Origin of the sequence: Microbacterium sp. NPDC087868 (assembly GCF_044900755.1) — a bacterium.
Lineage (GTDB): Bacteria > Actinomycetota > Actinomycetes > Actinomycetales > Microbacteriaceae > Microbacterium > Microbacterium galbinum.
Genome location: NZ_JBJDNO010000001.1, coordinates 50,934 through 66,583, shown reverse-complemented (window position 1 = coordinate 66,583; position 15,650 = coordinate 50,934). Strand labels below are relative to the sequence as shown.

Annotated in this window: 14 protein-coding genes; 3 read left to right on the top strand and 11 right to left on the bottom strand. The window is 68.6% G+C overall.

Features of this window, described 5'->3' with window-relative positions:
* Window positions 1–9: 9 nt before the first annotated feature.
* From ACI2JZ_RS00315 to ACI2JZ_RS00270, 10 genes are all read right to left on the bottom strand, one after another.
* A complete protein-coding gene (locus ACI2JZ_RS00315) occupies window positions 10–1,089 on the bottom strand; it encodes a UDP-N-acetylglucosamine--N-acetylmuramyl-(pentapeptide) pyrophosphoryl-undecaprenol N-acetylglucosamine transferase (RefSeq protein WP_404596181.1) in 1,080 nt (359 codons plus the stop codon).
* Window positions 1,086–2,327, bottom strand: coding sequence for a putative lipid II flippase FtsW (gene ftsW, locus ACI2JZ_RS00310; protein WP_404596180.1), 1,242 nt, complete (start codon window positions 2,325–2,327; stop codon window positions 1,086–1,088). Before ftsW ends, ACI2JZ_RS00315 begins: the two co-directional genes overlap by 4 nt.
* Window positions 2,296–3,834: a UDP-N-acetylmuramoyl-L-alanine--D-glutamate ligase gene (gene murD / locus ACI2JZ_RS00305; protein ID WP_404596179.1), complete on the bottom strand. Its 1,539-nt coding sequence runs from the start codon at window positions 3,832–3,834 to the stop codon at window positions 2,296–2,298. The genes ftsW and murD overlap by 32 nt, the downstream gene beginning before the upstream one ends.
* Complete coding sequence (gene mraY / locus ACI2JZ_RS00300) at window positions 3,824–4,936, bottom strand: phospho-N-acetylmuramoyl-pentapeptide-transferase (RefSeq protein ID WP_247622084.1); 1,113 nt, start codon at window positions 4,934–4,936, stop codon at window positions 3,824–3,826. Before mraY ends, murD begins: the two co-directional genes overlap by 11 nt.
* Window positions 4,933–6,345 (bottom strand): UDP-N-acetylmuramoyl-tripeptide--D-alanyl-D-alanine ligase, encoded by a 1,413-nt coding sequence (murF, locus tag ACI2JZ_RS00295; RefSeq protein WP_404596178.1) that lies wholly within the window; start codon window positions 6,343–6,345, stop codon window positions 4,933–4,935. Before murF ends, mraY begins: the two co-directional genes overlap by 4 nt.
* A 27-nt stretch (window positions 6,346–6,372) precedes the next feature.
* On the bottom strand, window positions 6,373–8,139 hold the full coding sequence (locus tag ACI2JZ_RS00290) for a peptidoglycan D,D-transpeptidase FtsI family protein (protein WP_404596177.1): 1,767 nt from the start codon (window positions 8,137–8,139) through the stop codon (window positions 6,373–6,375).
* A gap of 23 nt (window positions 8,140–8,162) precedes the next feature.
* Entirely contained in the window at window positions 8,163–8,729 is a 567-nt protein-coding gene (locus ACI2JZ_RS00285; protein WP_247622081.1) for a hypothetical protein, read from the bottom strand.
* Window positions 8,726–9,664, bottom strand: a complete 939-nt coding sequence (gene rsmH / locus ACI2JZ_RS00280; RefSeq protein WP_247622080.1) for a 16S rRNA (cytosine(1402)-N(4))-methyltransferase RsmH — start codon at window positions 9,662–9,664, stop codon at window positions 8,726–8,728. Before rsmH ends, ACI2JZ_RS00285 begins: the two co-directional genes overlap by 4 nt.
* Before the next feature lie 101 nt (window positions 9,665–9,765).
* Complete coding sequence (gene mraZ, locus ACI2JZ_RS00275; protein ID WP_247622079.1) at window positions 9,766–10,197, bottom strand: division/cell wall cluster transcriptional repressor MraZ; 432 nt, start codon at window positions 10,195–10,197, stop codon at window positions 9,766–9,768.
* A 259-nt stretch (window positions 10,198–10,456) separates the two neighbouring features.
* On the bottom strand, window positions 10,457–10,834 hold the full coding sequence (locus ACI2JZ_RS00270) for a DUF3040 domain-containing protein (protein WP_247631943.1): 378 nt from the start codon (window positions 10,832–10,834) through the stop codon (window positions 10,457–10,459).
* An 85-nt stretch (window positions 10,835–10,919) separates the two neighbouring features.
* On the opposite strand from ACI2JZ_RS00270, the gene ACI2JZ_RS00265 reads away from it, so the two are divergent.
* The gene (locus tag ACI2JZ_RS00265) at window positions 10,920–12,020 is read left to right on the top strand and encodes a polyprenyl synthetase family protein (protein WP_404596176.1); all 1,101 of its coding nucleotides are present in this window, start codon (window positions 10,920–10,922) and stop codon (window positions 12,018–12,020) included.
* A 17-nt stretch (window positions 12,021–12,037) separates the two neighbouring features.
* Here the strand turns inward: ACI2JZ_RS00265 and ACI2JZ_RS00260 are convergent, their stop codons facing one another.
* Entirely contained in the window at window positions 12,038–12,388 is a 351-nt protein-coding gene (locus ACI2JZ_RS00260; protein ID WP_247622076.1) for an Rv2175c family DNA-binding protein, read from the bottom strand.
* A 133-nt stretch (window positions 12,389–12,521) separates the two neighbouring features.
* On the opposite strand from ACI2JZ_RS00260, the gene ACI2JZ_RS00255 reads away from it, so the two are divergent.
* On the top strand, window positions 12,522–13,556 hold the full coding sequence (locus ACI2JZ_RS00255; RefSeq protein ID WP_404596175.1) for a LysM peptidoglycan-binding domain-containing protein: 1,035 nt from the start codon (window positions 12,522–12,524) through the stop codon (window positions 13,554–13,556).
* Between the two features lie 79 nt (window positions 13,557–13,635).
* On the top strand, window positions 13,636–15,579 hold the full coding sequence (gene pknB, locus ACI2JZ_RS00250; RefSeq protein WP_404596174.1) for a Stk1 family PASTA domain-containing Ser/Thr kinase: 1,944 nt from the start codon (window positions 13,636–13,638) through the stop codon (window positions 15,577–15,579).
* Window positions 15,580–15,650 lie beyond the last annotated feature (71 nt).

Below are 15,650 nucleotides of genomic sequence, written 5' to 3'. Positions count from 1 at the left end.
GTTCTCAGTCTACTTCCGGGCGCTCAGCGAGCGATCGACCAGTGCGATGACGTTCTCGGTGCCGCTGCGGGTTCCCGCCTTCTCGGCGGCATCGGCCATCTGCGCCAGGCGCGCGCGATCCGCCAGCAGGGGCACGACCTCCCGGCGCACGGCGTCACCGTCGAAGGTCCCGTCATCGAGCAGCCGGGCGGCCCCCGCGGCGACGGCGGACGCCGCATTCAGCCGCTGCTCGCCGTTGCCGACGGAATACGGGACGTACAGTGCCGGGATCCCGAGCGCACTGATCTCGCTGACCGTCGCAGCTCCGGAGCGCGAGACGATGAGATCGGCGAGGGCGAAGGCGAGGTCCATGCGATCGACATAGCGCCGCATCGCGTAGCCGGGAACCCCCGGATCGGCGAGGTCGCTGCGCTCGCCCGTGACGTGGAGCAGCTGCCACCCGGCCGCGAGCACGTCACCCCACGAGTCCGCGAACGCCTCGTTGAGACGCTCGGCCCCGAGCGAGCCACCGAACACGAGCAGCACGGGCGCATCGGAATCGAGATCGAAGTGCCGCGCCGCCTCGGCACGGGTCGCCGCACGGTCCAGTTCGATGATCTCGCGACGCAGCGGCATGCCGACGACCTCGCTGCCGCGCAGCGGTGTGCCCGCGAAAGCGACGCCGACCGCGGCCGCCCCGCGCGCTCCGAGCACGTTCGCGAGTCCCGGCTTGGCGTTCGCCTCGTGAACCACGAACGGGATGCCCTCGCGGCGCGCGGCCACATAGGCCGGCGCCGAGGCGTACCCGCCGAAGCCGACGACCACGTCGACGGCGTGCGTGCGGATGTGCTGCCGCACCTGCGCGATCGCGCGGCGGAAGCGCTGCGGGAACCCCAGCGCCTGACGGTTCGGACGGCGCGGGAACGGCACCTTGTCGACGATGAGAAGCTCGTAGCCGCGTTCGGGCACCAGACGGGCCTCGAGCCCCTCGGCCGTTCCGAGAACGAGGACGGTGGCGTCGGCGTCACGCGCGACCAGTCCATCGGCGACGGCGAGCAGGGGGTTCACATGGCCGGCGGTACCACCGCCGGCGAGAAGGTACGAGGTCACTCCGAGACCCTACCCCGCCGCGCTGCGCGCACCCCGCGAGCTCGGGTGCGTGAAGCGGACTCCTGCTTCTCACCGCTCGGGAGCGTGCGTGCGAAGGCGAGGAGCACCCCGCATGCCAGGAGCACGGCGAGGAGAGCGGTGCCACCCTGCGACATGAACGGGAGCGGAACGCCCATCACCGGGAAGAGCCCGACGACGACGCCGACGTTGAGGACGGCCTGTCCGGCGATCCAGACCGTGATCCCGCCCGCGGCGACCCGGATGAACGGATCGTCGGTCTTGCGGATGATGTGGAACGCGCCGACGGTGAAGAACGTGAAGAGGGCGAGCACGACGATGCATCCGATCAGGCCGAGCTCCTCCCCGACGATCGCGAAGATGAAGTCGTTGCCGGGAGCGGGGAGCCACCCGTACTTCTCCTGGGAGTTGCCGAGCCCGAGGCCGAAGATGCCGCCGTTGGCCATCCCCCAGATGCCGTGGATCGACTGATAGCAGTCCGTGTTGTAGAGGGCCATGTCATCGCAATTGGCGGTGATGCGCCGCATGCGGTCGGTGCTCGAGAGCGCGTACGCGAGCACCGCGGCGACGCCTATGATCACCGGGATGATGAACAGCCGCAGCTTGACCCCGGAGAAGAACAGGCACCCCAGGAGGATGAGGACCAGCACCATCGCGGTGCCGAGGTCCTTACCCGCGAGCACCGTGCCGATCGCGAGCGCGCCGACCGGCACCACCGGGATGAAGACGTGATGCCACGTTCCGAGCATCGCGTGCTTGCGCAGCAGCACGTAGGCGATCCAGAGCGACAGCGCGAGCTTCAGGAACTCGGAGGGCTGCATCTGGAAGCCGACGACCTGTATCCAGTTGCGGTTTCCGCCGTCGGCGACGCCGAGCGGGGTGAAGACCAGGAGCTGGAGCGCGACCGCTCCGAACAGAGCCGGCCAGGCCAGCTTCTTGAGGAAGCGCACCGGCAATCGGCTGATCAGGAACATGAGCGGGATGCCGAGGATCGCGAAGATCCCCTGGCGCAGTGCGCCGCTCATCGGGTTGGAGCCGTTCGCGACGGCGGTCGCGCTCGTCGCCGAGAGCACCATGACGAGCCCGAAGAGGGTGAGGAGCAGCGCGGTCGAGGCGATCAACAGGAACTCGGTCGACACCGGCGTGAACCGGCGCCCGAGCGAGACCCGAGCGGCGAGACCGCCGGACTCAGAACGCGGAGGGCGAGCCACCTGCGTCATCGGCACTCCCCCGGTCGATCCACGTGCGCACCGCCTCGGCGAAGCGATGGCCACGATCCGCGTAACTGGTGAACTGGTCGAAGGATGCCGCCGCCGGGGCCAGCAGAACCGTGCCCTCGTCGTCGACGATCCCCGCCGCGATCTCCACGACACGATTCATGACATCTCCAGTGTCGCCAGCATCCACCTCGAACACCGGCACCGTCGGCGCGTGTCGTTCGAATGCCGCGACGACGGAGGCTCGCTCGACTCCGATCACGACCGCGGCGCGTGCCGTTCCGCCGGAGCTCGCGACGAGATCGGCGATGTCGACGCCCTTCAGATCTCCCCCCACGACCCACACCGAACCGGGGTACGCGCGCAGCGAGGATGCCGCGGCGTGCGGGTTCGTCGCCTTCGAGTCGTCGATCCACGTGATGCCCGCGTGCGTGGCGATGACCTGGATGCGGTGGGCGTCGAGCCGGAACGATTCGAGTGCCGAGTGGATCGCCTCGGGTTCGACGCCGAGCGAGCGCGCGAGCGCGCTGGCGGCGAGGATGTTCTGCACGATGTGCGGAGCCGCGAGGCCGACCCGCTGCAGGTCGGCGACCGTGGTGATCTCGAGTGCGCTGCGGGCCCGGTCGTCCAGGAAGGCCCGGTCGACGAGCAGGCCCTCGACGACTCCCAGATCGCTGGGTCCGGGTGTTCCCAGGTCGAACCCGATCGCGCGGGCCCCGTCGACGACCTCTGCCTCCTCGACCATGCGCCGGGTGGCCTCATCGGCCTTGTTGTAGACGCACGCGACACGGGTGTTGCGGTAGACCAGGGCCTTCGCGTCGCGATACGCCTCGGCGCTGCCGTGCCACACGAGGTGGTCGTCGGCGAGGTTGAGGCAGACGGAGGCATGCGGGAAGATTTCCCCCTCCGGCTGCGAGAGCCCGAGGTACCAGAGCTGATGGCTGGAGAGCTCGACCACGAAGACGTCGAATCCGGCGGGGTCGCGCACGGCATCGAGCACCGGCACGCCGATGTTGCCGCAGGGCGCGGCGCGCAGCCCGCCCTCGACGAGCAGTGCTGCGGTGAGCTGGGTCGTGGTCGTCTTGCCATTGGTCCCCGTGATGAGCACCCACTCGGCCGGAGTGCCGTCGACGCGCACGACCTTGTCGCGCACGCGCCAGGCGAGTTCGATGTCGCCCCACAGCGCGATCCCGGCTTCCTGCGTCCACCGGATGATCGGATGCGCGGGCGCGAAGCCGGGCGACGCGATCACCACCTCGGGGTCGAAGTCGGTGAGGGCCGCGGGCACCGTCGCGAGCGACCCGATCTCGAGACGGGCGCCGATCACGGGGACCAGGCGCTCGTATTCCTCGTCGGCGGACTCGCTGAGCACGAGGACGTCGGCACCGAGCTCGGTGAGGGTGTCGGCGACCGAGAACCCGGTCATCGAGAGTCCGAGGACCGCGACCCTCAGACCCTTCCAGTCGGCGTTCCAACTGGTGAGGGTGCGCAGGCGCTCGTCAACCGACACGGGTGAGCCATTCGACGTAGAAGAGCCCCACGGCCGAGACCGCCAGGAGACCCGCGATGATCCACAGTCGGACGACGATGGTCACCTCGGCCCAGCCGCGCATCTCGAGGTGGTGATGGAAGGGACTCATGAGGAACAGGCGCTTGCCGCGCGTGAGCTTGAAGTACGCGCGCTGCAGGATCACCGATCCGGAGGAGAGCACGAACACGCCCGCGATCACGAAGAGCAGCAGCTCGGTGCGGGTCAGGATCGCGAGGGCGGTGATGACACCACCGATAGCCATGGAACCCACGTCGCCCATGAACACCTTGGCCTTGGGGGCGTTCCACCAGAGGAACCCGATGAGGGCACCGGCGAAGGATGCGGCGATGATGGCGAGATTGAACGGGTCGCGCACCTCGTAGCAGCCGGCGAGGGCCCCCATGTCGACGCCTTCACCGACGCAGGGCTGCTTGTACTGCCAGAACGCCATGAGGCTGTACGCACCGACGACGATGACTCCGGCGCCTGCCGCGAGGCCGTCGAGCCCGTCCGTGAGGTTCACGCTGTTCGAGGTCGCGACCCCGATCACGGCGATCCAGATGAGGTAGAGGGCCCAGCCGATGATCACGCCGAAGGCGAAGAGGTTGAGCCAGGTGATGTCGCGGAACAGCGAGATCGACTCGCTCGCGGGCGTCTGCCCGAACTTGTTGGGGAAGTTCAGCGCCACGATCCCGAAGGGGACGATCACGAGGAGCTGGCCGATCACCTTCCGCCAGCCCGAGAGACCCAGGCTGCGCTGACTGCGCACCTTCATGTAGTCGTCGATGAAGCCGACCGCGCCGAAGCCGATCATGAGCCAGATCACGAGGAGGGCCGAGAGCGCGGGCACCGCGCCGCCGACGTACACGCCGGTGAAGTATCCGACGATGGTGCCGATGATGAAGATCACACCGCCCATCGTCGGTGTGCCGCGTTTCGCCTCGTGACTCGGGTTCTCGAGCGCTTCGGGGGTGCGGATGACCTGCCCCCAGCCCCACTTGCGGAAGAGCCGCAGGAAGACGGGAGTCAGGAAAAGGGTGAAGGCGAGCGAGATCGCCGCCGCCATGATGAGTGACCTCACGAGAACAATTCTCCCAGACGATCGCCGAGATGCCGGAGGCCCACGGAGTTTGATGACTTGACGAGAACGCGATCGCCGTCGCGCAGCTCGGAACGCAGGTACTCGAAGGCGGCATCCTGATCGGGCAGGTGCACGGCTTCGCTGTCCCACGACCCCTCGCCCACGGCGGAGAGGTAGAGGCGGCGGGCCTCGGGGCCGACGACCACGATGCGGCGGATGTTGAGGCGCACGGCGAGCAGACCGATACGGTCGTGCTCCTCCCCCGCGCTCTCACCGAGCTCGCTCATGGCTCCGAGGACGGCGACGGTGCGCTCGTCGGGACCGGTGATCTGCGCGAGGGTGCGCAGGGCGGCCGCCATCGAGTCAGGGCTCGCGTTGTAGGCGTCGTTGATGATGCGCACACGCTCGCTGCCGAGGGGCTGCATGCGCCAGCGCTCCGCGATCTCGACGGTCTCGAGGCGAGCGACGGCGTCGTCCGCGGACACGCCGAGGACTCCTGCGGCGGCGATCGCGGCGAGGGCGTTGGTGATGTGGTGCGCGCCGAGCACCCGGAGATCGAGAGGGATGCTCCGTCCCGCGGTCTCGATGACGCACCGGGTTCCCGAGGCGGACACCTCGATGTCGTGCGCACGCACCTCGGCCACTGGGCTCTGTCCGAAGCCGACCACGCGCATGCCGCGGGATTCGGCGAGGTCACGCATCGCCGCGACGCGCGCGTCGTCGACGTTGAGAACGGCGGTGCCGGTCGCCCTGGCGGCGGCGACGAGCTCGGACTTGGCCTTCGCCGTCTCCTCGATGCCGCCGAAGCCGCCGGCATGCGCCATCCCGACCATGAGCACGACCGCGACGTCCGGCTCGACGAGTCCTGCCAGATGCGCGATGCTGCCGGGCGCGGCCGCGCCGAACTCGCTGACGAGGAAACGCGTGGTCTCGGTCACGCGCAGCATCGTGACGGGGGCACCCACCTCGTTGTTGAACGATTTGACGGGGGCGACGGTCTCGCCCTCGTCCGACAGGATGCGCGCGAGGAAGTTCTTGGTGGTCGTCTTGCCGTTCGAGCCGGTGATCCCGACGATCTTGAGGTCGCCATTCTCCCGCACGAGGCGCACGACCTCCCGTGCGAGTGCGCCGAGCGCGACGACGGCATCCGCCACCACGATCTGGCTCACCTCGACGTCGACCGCGTGCTCGACGATCGCGAGCGCGGCCCCCGCATCGACGGCGGCTCCGACGAAGCGATGGCCGTCGGTCTCGGCACCGGGCTTCGCGACGAAGATCGAACGCGGACCCATGGTACGGGAATCGGTGTCGACGGTGCCGTCGACGACGGTGCCGGCCGTATCGGTTCCGGCAAGGCGCAGCTCACCGCCGATGGCTTCGGCGATCTCAGCGAGCGACAGGGCGATCATGACATCTCCAGGCGCGGCTCTCGCCGGCTATTCGAACTTGGGCAGCAACTCGTCCATGGGAGTCGAGGACGGCATCACGCGATAGGTCTTCATCACCTGCGTCATCGCCTTTTGGAAGGCGGATGCGGTTGCCGCGGACGATACAACCTTAGTCGGCTCGTCGAGGGTGACCACGACGACGTACTGCGGGTCGTCGACCGGGGCGAACCCGACCATGCTGGTGAAGTAGACGCCGGCCTTGTAGCCGCCCTTGCCGTCGGGAACCTGCGCGGTACCGGTCTTGCTCGTCACGCGATACCCCGGAACCTGGATGCGATCGGCATTGCCACCCTGCACCGCCACGTTCTCGAGCATCCGGGTGAGGTCGGATGCGGTCTGCTCGGTGATGATCTGGTCGTGCTGCGGCTCGTCGGCCGCGACGACCGTGCCGTCGGGCTGGGTGCACGACTCCACCAGCGAGAGGTCGATCTTCTCGCCTCCGTTCGCGATCGCCTGGTAGGCGCCCGCCACCTGCGCGGCCGTGACCGTGAAGTACTGACCGAAGGTCGTCGTGTACAGCGACTGGCTGTCCCACTCGCTGACGGGATGGAGGATGCCGGAGACCTCGGTGGGGAATCCGACGGTGTCCTCCCCGACGCCGAATCGCTGCAGGTAGTCGTAGCGCACCTCGGGGCTCACCATGGTTCCGAACTTCGACAGCGCGACGTTGGAGGAGTCGATGAGGCCGCCGGCGAGCGTGTAGTTGTACGCGGGGTGGGTGAAGGCGTCGTTGATCACGGCGCCGTTCGGGAAGGTCTCCTTCGATGCGGCGCTGACGGTGCTCAGCGGCGTGACGCCCGCGCCCTCCATCACGGCTGCGGCGGTGATGGCCTTGAACGTCGAGCCGGGCTCGAAGTCGCGGTGGAAGATCTGGCTCCCCCACGACGACGGGCTCGCGCCGTCGAGGTCGTTGGGGTCGAGCGAGGGCCACTCCGCTGCGGCGCGGATCTTGCCCGTCTTGACCTCGACGACCGTGACGGTGCCGCCCTTCGCACCCTGCGCCTGCGCCTCCTCGGCGATCATCTGCTGCAGGTACCAGTTGAGGTCGCTGTTGATCGTGAGCTGCACGGTCCCGCCGTCGACGGCATCCGTGATCTTCTCGCTGCCGGGGATGACGACGCCGTCCTTGCCCTGCCGGTAGGTCTTCGCACCGTCGGTCGGCGCGAGGCACGACTGGTCCATCTTCTCGATGCCCGCCTGCGCCTCGCCGCTGCCGTTGAGGAAGCCGACGATGTTTCCCGCCACCGCGCCGTTCGGATACACGCGCGTCTCGCGCGCGGTCTGGTGGAGGTACGCGAGCTTGAGGTCGCGCAGCTCGATGTGCTGCTCGGTGGTGAGGGACTTCTTGAGCTCGACGTACTGGCTCTTCGGATTCACAGCCAGGGCGTCGGCGACGAGCTTTCGCACCTCATCGCCGGTCTGGCCGGTGATCGCGGCGATCTTCTCGGATGCCTCGGCCCACGGCAGCTCGGGATCCTTCTCCTCGAGCTCGGTGATCACGAATGGGCTGAGCTCCGCGTCGTAGACCAGCACGCTCTCGGCGAGCGGGATGCCCGCGGAGTCGACGATCGTGCCGCGCTGGCCGGTGATCGTGTTGCTGCCGCCGATGTATCCCTGCGAGTCGGCGACGTGCGCGTCGGCGCTGACCACCTGGATGTCGACGAGCCGCACGACGAACGCCGCCAGCACCGAGAGGATCACCGCGAGCGCGACGACAGTGCGTCGCCGCGGTCCGCGTGTGGCGCGTGTCGTCATGGGATCTCTCCGTCAGTTCGTGGTCAGTGCGTTGTGGGGCTGGGGAGGCCGTCGGTGATGGCGGGCGGGAGATCCTGGCCCGAGGTGGGGGCGTCCGCATCTCCATCCGCAGCCGCCTCCTCCGCGGCGGGCGGCGGTGTGATCAGTGCGTTGCTCACGGCACCTGCCCCGTTCGGATCGACGGTCGAGGTCCAGTCGGCTCCGGCTCCGGTGCCGAACACCGCGCCGTCGCTGAGACGGAGGTACGACGGGGAGCCCGCGACGACCATCCCGAGCGCCGCGGCGTCGGTCGCCAGTTCCTGCGGAGAGCTGAGACCGAGGAGCTCCTCCTGGAGGGCGCTCGCCTGGAGGTCGAGTTCCCGCTGCTGCGAGCTGAGCCCGGCGAGCGTGAAAGAGTCCTGCGTGATCGCCAGGGAGAGCGCGATCTGGACACCGCCGATGAGCAGCGCACCGGCGAACGCGACGAGGGCGTAGGCGAGTTTCGGCTTGCGGCGGGTCGCGGGAGCGGTGACGGGCTGGAGCCGGCGCGGGGACGCGGTCTTGGGAGCGACCGGCTGCGCCGGACGACGGACGACGGCGGGCGCGCTCATGCGGTCTCCCGAAGTTTCTCGGCGGCCCGCAGACGCACCGGGATGGCTCTCGGATTGCGGGCGCGTTCCGCCTCGTCGGCGAGTTCAGCGCCCTTGGTGAGGACGCGGAATCGCGGGGCGTGCTCGGGCAGTTCCACGGGAAGCCCCTGCGGAGCCGTCGATGCGGATGCCGCGGCGAATGCCTGCTTGACCAGACGATCCTCGAGCGACTGGTACGACATGACGACGATGCGCCCACCGACGCCGAGTGCGTCCATGGCCGGCGGGATGGCGTCCGCGAGCACCGTCAGCTCGGCGTTGACCTCGATGCGCAGCGCCTGGAAGACCCGCTTGGCGGGGTGACCGGCTCGCTGGGCGGCCGCCGGCGTCGCCGCCTGCAGGATGTCGACGAGTTCGGCCGAACGCGTGATCGGCTTCTTCTGCCGTGCGTCGATGATGAACCGGGCATAGCGGCCGGCGAGCTTCTCCTCGCCGTAGCGCTCGAAGATGCGGCGGAGGTTGCCCTCGCTGTAGGTCGCGATGACGTCGGCGGCCGTGACGCCCTTGGTCTGGTCCATCCGCATGTCGAGCGGCGCGTCCTTGGAGTACGCGAAGCCGCGGTCGGCCTCGTCGAGCTGCAACGACGACACTCCCAGGTCGAACAGGATGCCCGAGGCGCCCTGCGCGTGCAGACCGATCTCGTCGTAGACCGTGTGGACGAGGGAGATGCGGTCGGCGAAGCGCTCGAGCCGCTGGCCGGCGATCCGCAGCGCGTCGGTGTCGCGATCCAGGCCGATGAGACGGATGTTGTCGAAGCGCTCGAGGAACGCCTCGGCGTGCCCTCCCATTCCCAGCGTGGCGTCGACGAGCACGGCTCCGTCGGCCTGGAGGGCGGGAGCCAGCAGCTCGACGCAGCGCTCGAGCAGGACAGGGGTGTGGATGTCTCGGAGGTTCATGATCTCTCTCGGGTGACCTTCGGCTCTGATCCCCCTCCGCTTCGCGACCCGGCACCGGGGAAGTGTGTCGGGGCGGGAGCGGCGGGGCATCACAGCCGTGGTCAGAACAGGCCCGGAATCACCTCCTGCTCCAGATCGGCGTAGGTCTCCTCGCCGGCGGCGAGGTAGGCGTTCCAGCTCTCGGCATCCCAGATCTCGGCGTGTGCGCCGACCCCGGTGACGATGAGCTCCTTCTGCAGGCCCGCGTACTGACGCAGGTGGGGCGGGATGGTGATGCGGTTCTGGCTGTCGGGCATCTCCGCGCTGGCACCGGAGAGGAACAGGCGCATGAAGTCACGCGCCTGCTTGTTCGCGAGTGGCGCCTGGCGGATCCGCTCGTGCATCGCCTCGAACTCGGCCGTGCTGAAGACGTAGAGGCAGCGCTCCTGACCACGGGTGACGACGATGCCGCCACCCAGATCTTCGCGGAACTTCGCGGGAAGGATGACCCTTCCCTTGTCGTCCAGCTTCGGAGAATGCGTCCCCAACAACATCAGCCATCACCCCCTCTCCGTCCGGCCAACTCGAGGTGCGCCCCACTTTACTCCACTTCCCTCCACATTCCTACGATTATTCCGAGTATTCTCCCACCGAGATCGGCACGGAGGGCGGAAGTTCCGCATGATTCCGCGGTGGAGGAGGGTGGAGGGCCAGTGGAGGGCCGGTGGAGGGAAGAAGGGACGCCGAGAAACGCGCAGAGCACGAAAAAGGCCCGGATGCTCAGAGCATCCGGGCCTTCAGAAGTGAGTGGGGTCAGTTCCCCTCGTGGCGGCGATCCCATCGATCGTTCATGCGGTCCATGAAGGACGCGGAGTCCTGCCGCTTGGCGGCCGGCTTCTCGGAGGGAGTCGCGGCGGGTGCGGAGCGGCGCACGGGGGTGACGGCCAGCATGACGCCGGCGAGCATGGCGGCGAACCCGACCACGCCGATGACGATTCCCCAGACGTCGCCCACGATCACGCCGGCGACCAGACCGCCGACGCCCGCGAGCACCAGGAGAGCCCCGTAGACGAGGTTCCGATAGCTCAGTGCGCGATCGCCCGAAGGCGCGCTCACGACGTCGGCGTCGTTGTGGAGGAGATGGCGTTCCATCTCGTCGAGCAGACGCTGCTCCTGTTCGGAGAGTGGCATTTCGTCCCCCTCGGGTATCGTGCGTTCCATTCTACGCGCGCCCGACGCTCGGAGGCTAGCCGTTCGCCCCCTCATTGCTTTACGTATGCTGGGAGTCGTGTCCTCCCCCGCCCAGATCGTCGAAGCCGTCGCCTCCCGCCTGGAGCAGTTCGTCGAGAGGATGCGCACCGAGTCGACCGAGTACGGCCCCGATGCCGTCGCTCTCATCGACGCTGCGGCCGACACGCTCGTGGGCGGAAAGCGGTTGCGCGCCCGGTTCTGCCACGCGGGATGGCAGGCGGTCGCGCGTGCGGCCGATCGTCACGCGACCGAAGGCGAAGCGCTCTGGAACACGTGCGCGGCGCTCGAGATCTTCCAGTCGGCAGCGCTCGTGCACGACGACATCATCGACAACTCCGACACGCGTCGGGGCCGACCGGCCGCGCATCGTGCCCTGGAGAGCGCGCATCGCTCGGCCGGGTGGAGCGGAGACGCCGAGGCGTTCGGGCGCGCGAGCGCGGTGCTGCTCGGCGACCTGCTCGTGGCGTGGAGCGACGACCTCGTCGAGTCCGCCATCACCGATCACGCTCACGCCGCAGACGTGCGGCGCGAGTACGCCCGCATGCGCAGGGACGTGACGGTCGGGCAGTATCTCGACATCGCCGAGGAATCCGCGTGGAGGGTGAACGACGACGCGGAGCACGCGCACCGCGCACTCCGCGTGGCCTCCCTGAAGTCGGCCAGATACAGCATCGAGCAGCCGCTCGTCCTCGGCGCATCGCTCGCTGGAGCGGATGCATCACAGCTGACGGCCCTGCGGAGCTTCGGCCACCCCGTCGGCATGGCCTTCCAGTTGCGCGACGACGTGCTCGGCGTCTTCGGCGACGAATCGGTCACCGGCAAGCCCGCGGGAGACGATCTGCGCGAGGGCAAGCGCACCGTGCTGATCGCCCTCACCCGCGAAGCCCTCGACCGCCCCGCCCGCGGGGTCGTCGACGAGATGCTCGGCGACCCGGAGCTCGAGCCTCGGCAGGTCGAGTACCTCCAGGCGACCATCCGAGACACCGGCGCGCTCGATCGTGTCGAAGCCATGATCGCGGACTACGCCCGCGAGGCCGACCGCGCTCTGGTCGGGGCGCGCCTCGACAACGCCGCCGTCAGCGGCCTCCGCGATCTCGCTCGGGCAGCCACCGTTCGTACCGCCTGAGCGGTTGCGCAGAGCCCTCAGGCGAGGGTGCGGGCGATTCGGCGGACTTCGCTCTTGTGGCCGGCGAGCAGCGCCGCGATCGGCGAGCGCCCCATCGATTCCTCCTCGGCGAGGAGCCAGTCGATCAGCTCGTCATCGGTGAACCCGGCATCCTGCAGCACGATGATCGTTCCACGCAGTGAACTGAGCGGACGCCCGTCGACGATGAAGAGCGACGGAACGGCGAACACGCCCGTGCGACGCGAACCGACGAGGTGGTGTTCGTCGATGAGGCGACGCACCTTGCCGAGCGGCTCGTCGAGCACCTCGACGAGATCGGGCAGCGTCAGCCACTCCAGGGCGGGGGTTCCATCAACGTTCTCAGACACCCAGCAACTATCTCATCTCAAAGCCGCACGTGCATTCCGAGATGCCTTCTTTCACAGATGTCACTTCTTTCACTCCTGTTGACTTCCGTTTACTTCCGTGTCAGCGTGGCAGGGTTCGAAAAGGGGGCCCCTCGTGACACCGAACACCTCTTCCCGTCGCCAGCGGTACGCGACGCTCGGCCTACCGGCCGCCGTCCTGGGCGCACTCGCCGGCGTGCTGGTCGCCGCCCCCGCCGGAGCCGATGTGGCCGTCGACGCCTCGTCCACCGCTCGCCTCAACGGTGTTCCGCACCGCATCGCACCGACGGAAGCCCCGCCGACCGACTACGTCGTCGCCCCCGGCGATACGATCTTCGCCATCGCTCAGCGCTTCGGCCTGCGCACCGCGGACGTGCTCGCGTGGAACGGGCTCGACGCGAGCTCCGTGATCCTCCCCGGACAGGAGTTGCGGCTCGATGCCCCACAGGCAGCTGCGAGCACACCCGCGCCCACTGCTCCTCCCGCATCCGCTCCCGCGACGTACACGGTCGCCGCCGGAGACACCCTCTTCGCCATCGCCCAGCGCCACGGCATCCCGCTCGACGCTCTTCTCACCGCGAACGGGCTCGACAGATCCTCGATCATCTACCCCGGTCAGAGCCTCTCCGCATCCGTCCCGGCAGCGGCCCCTGCACCTGCTGCGGCTCCCGCACCTGCTGCGGCTCCCGCACCTGCTGCGGCCCCCGCGCCCGTCGACGCCGCACCCGCGCAGAAGTCCGCTGACCTCTCCCCCGAGCAGGCGGCGAACGCCGCACTGATCATCCGCATCGGGCGCGAACTCGGCGTCTCCGATCACGGCATCGCGATCGCACTGGCGACGGGGATGGTCGAGTCCGACCTGCGCAACCTCGACTGGGGAGACCGCGATTCGCTCGGGATCTTCCAGCAGCGACCGAGCACCGGCTGGGGCACGCCCGAGCAGATCCGGGATGCGGAGCGCAGCACGCGCGTCTTCTACGGCGGTCCGAGCGATCCGAACGGTCGGACGACCCGAGGGCTTCTCGACGTTCCCGGCTGGGAGTCGATGGCGTTCACGGACGCCGCCCAGGCCGTGCAGATCTCGGCCTTCCCGCTCCGCTACGGACAGTGGGAGACAGCGGCCCACCGTTGGCTCGCCCTGTATCAGTGACCGCGCGTTCTGAAATCGGGTTGCCCTCAGGGGTGAGGCGCTCCCCGGCCTTTCAGGCAGTTCTCCATAGAATTCTGACGTGACGTCCAACCAGCAAGCCGACCCCCTCATCGGGCGGCTTGTCGACGGCCGATACCGCGTGCGTGCGCGCATCGCCCGCGGCGGCATGGCCACCGTCTACGTCGCGACCGATCTGCGCCTCGAGCGCCGCATCGCTCTCAAGGTGATGCACGCGCACCTCAGCGACGATTCGGCGTTCCAGAGCCGGTTCATCCAGGAAGCCCGGTCCGCCGCTCGGTTGGCCGATCCGCACGTCGTGAACGTGTTCGATCAGGGGCAGGACGGCGAGCTCGCCTACCTCGTGATGGAGTACCTTCCGGGCATCACGCTGCGCGAACTCCTCCGCGAGCAGAAGCGTCTGACGATCACGCAGACGATCACGATCATGGATGCCGTGCTGTCCGGGCTGTCCGCCGCGCACCGGGCGAACATCGTCCACCGCGACGTGAAGCCCGAGAACGTGCTCCTCGCCGAGGACGGTCGTATCAAGATCGGCGACTTCGGTCTCGCCCGTGCGACCACCGCCAACACGGCGACGGGTCAGCAACTGCTGGGCACGATCGCGTATCTCGCTCCCGAACTCGTCACCCGAGGCACCGCCGACGCGCGAAGCGACATCTACGCCCTCGGCATCATGCTGTACGAGATGCTGGTCGGTGAGCAGCCGTACAAGGGCGAGCAGCCGATGCAGATCGCCTTCCAGCATGCGACCGAGTCGGTTCCGCGCCCCAGCGCCCGCAACCCCGGCGTGCCCGAGCAACTCGACGAACTGGTGCTGTGGGCGACCGAGAAGTCCCCCGACGAACGCCCCGACGACGCGAAGCAGATGCTCGACCGCCTGCGCGAGATCGAGCGCGAGCTCGGCGTCTCCCCCGCCGCGGCGACCACCTCGCCTCCGGTGCGATCCGCGAGCGACTCCGGGGATCTCACCAAGGTCATGCCCGCGACGGTGGCCGTCACCGATCCCGTCGCCCCCGTGCCGCAGACCGTCGACAACGCCACGCTCCTGCGGCGGCGCGCATCGCGACGGCGCGCACGCGGCGCGTTCCTCCTCACTCTCGTCCTGCTGCTCGCGGTGCTCGCCGGCGGCGTCGGCTGGTGGTTCGGCTCCGGACCCGGCTCGCTCGTGGCTGTTCCCGGCGTCGCGGGTATGACGTACGACGAGGCGGCGGACGCACTCACCGCCGACGGCTTCTCCCCTCGACAGGAGGACCGCTTCTCGCTCGACGTCGAGCCGGGTACGGTGATCGAGACAGATCCCGGTGAGGGTCAGCGCCTCGACAAGGGAGCGGTCGTGTCGGTGATCGTGTCCGCCGGACCGACTCCGCACACGGTCGAGACTCTCAACGGGCGGGCGGAGGAGGATGCGCGCGATTATCTCGCGAGCATCAACGTGAACGTCGCGGAGACGACCGTCGTGCTCTTCTCCGACGCCGCCGAGGGCACCGTCATCAACGCTTTCGCCACACCGCGTGCCGGCGGCGAGGCCTACGCCTGCGCTGAGGGCTGCGACCTCTTCGAGGCCGACACGATCGAGCTCTACATCTCGGCGGGCGCCTTCCCCGATGTCTCGGGGATGTCCGTCAGCGAAGCGAGTTCGACCCTGACCGAGCGTGGCCTGATCGTGGGCGAGTCGTCGTACGTCTTCAGCTCGGACGTCGACAAGGACATCGTGATCGGCGTCTCGGACCGCGCCGAAGAGGGCAACTGGCGCCCCGGTGACGCCGTCCAGCTGATCGTCTCGAAGGGGCCGGAGCTGTTCCCGGTTCCCGATGTGACGGGGATGACCCGTGATGAGGCCGCGCAGACCCTTCGGAATGCTGGGTTCGAACCCACATGGAACGTCATCTGGAATGCGTTCCCGAATGACTTCACGGAGGTGTCGGGGACGGACCCCGCACCCGAGTCCGAACGCCGGAAGGGTGCTCAGGTCACTCTGCAGATCAAGAGCAGCGGTTTCTAGATCCCCGGCCTCGGCATCCGCCGTTCCCTGGACCAAGGCACACGACGACGAAGGCCGCACCACCGGAATCC

What these genes read in the sequence shown, in the direction of transcription:
- ACI2JZ_RS00270 (WP_247631943.1), bottom strand. Translation starts at nt 10,834, where the DNA reads ATGCCACTCTCCGAACAGGAGCAGCGTCTGCTCGACGAGATGGAACGC.
- ACI2JZ_RS00290 (WP_404596177.1), bottom strand. Translation starts at nt 8,139, where the DNA reads ATGACGACACGCGCCACACGCGGACCGCGGCGACGCACTGTCGTCGCG.
- ACI2JZ_RS00285 (WP_247622081.1), bottom strand. Translation starts at nt 8,729, where the DNA reads ATGAGCGCGCCCGCCGTCGTCCGTCGTCCGGCGCAGCCGGTCGCTCCC.
- ACI2JZ_RS00265 (WP_404596176.1), top strand. Translation starts at nt 10,920, where the DNA reads ATGCTGGGAGTCGTGTCCTCCCCCGCCCAGATCGTCGAAGCCGTCGCC.
- ftsW (WP_404596180.1), bottom strand. Translation starts at nt 2,327, where the DNA reads ATGACGCAGGTGGCTCGCCCTCCGCGTTCTGAGTCCGGCGGTCTCGCC.
- rsmH (WP_247622080.1), bottom strand. Translation starts at nt 9,664, where the DNA reads ATGAACCTCCGAGACATCCACACCCCTGTCCTGCTCGAGCGCTGCGTC.
- mraZ (WP_247622079.1), bottom strand. Translation starts at nt 10,197, where the DNA reads ATGTTGTTGGGGACGCATTCTCCGAAGCTGGACGACAAGGGAAGGGTC.
- murF (WP_404596178.1), bottom strand. Translation starts at nt 6,345, where the DNA reads ATGATCGCCCTGTCGCTCGCTGAGATCGCCGAAGCCATCGGCGGTGAG.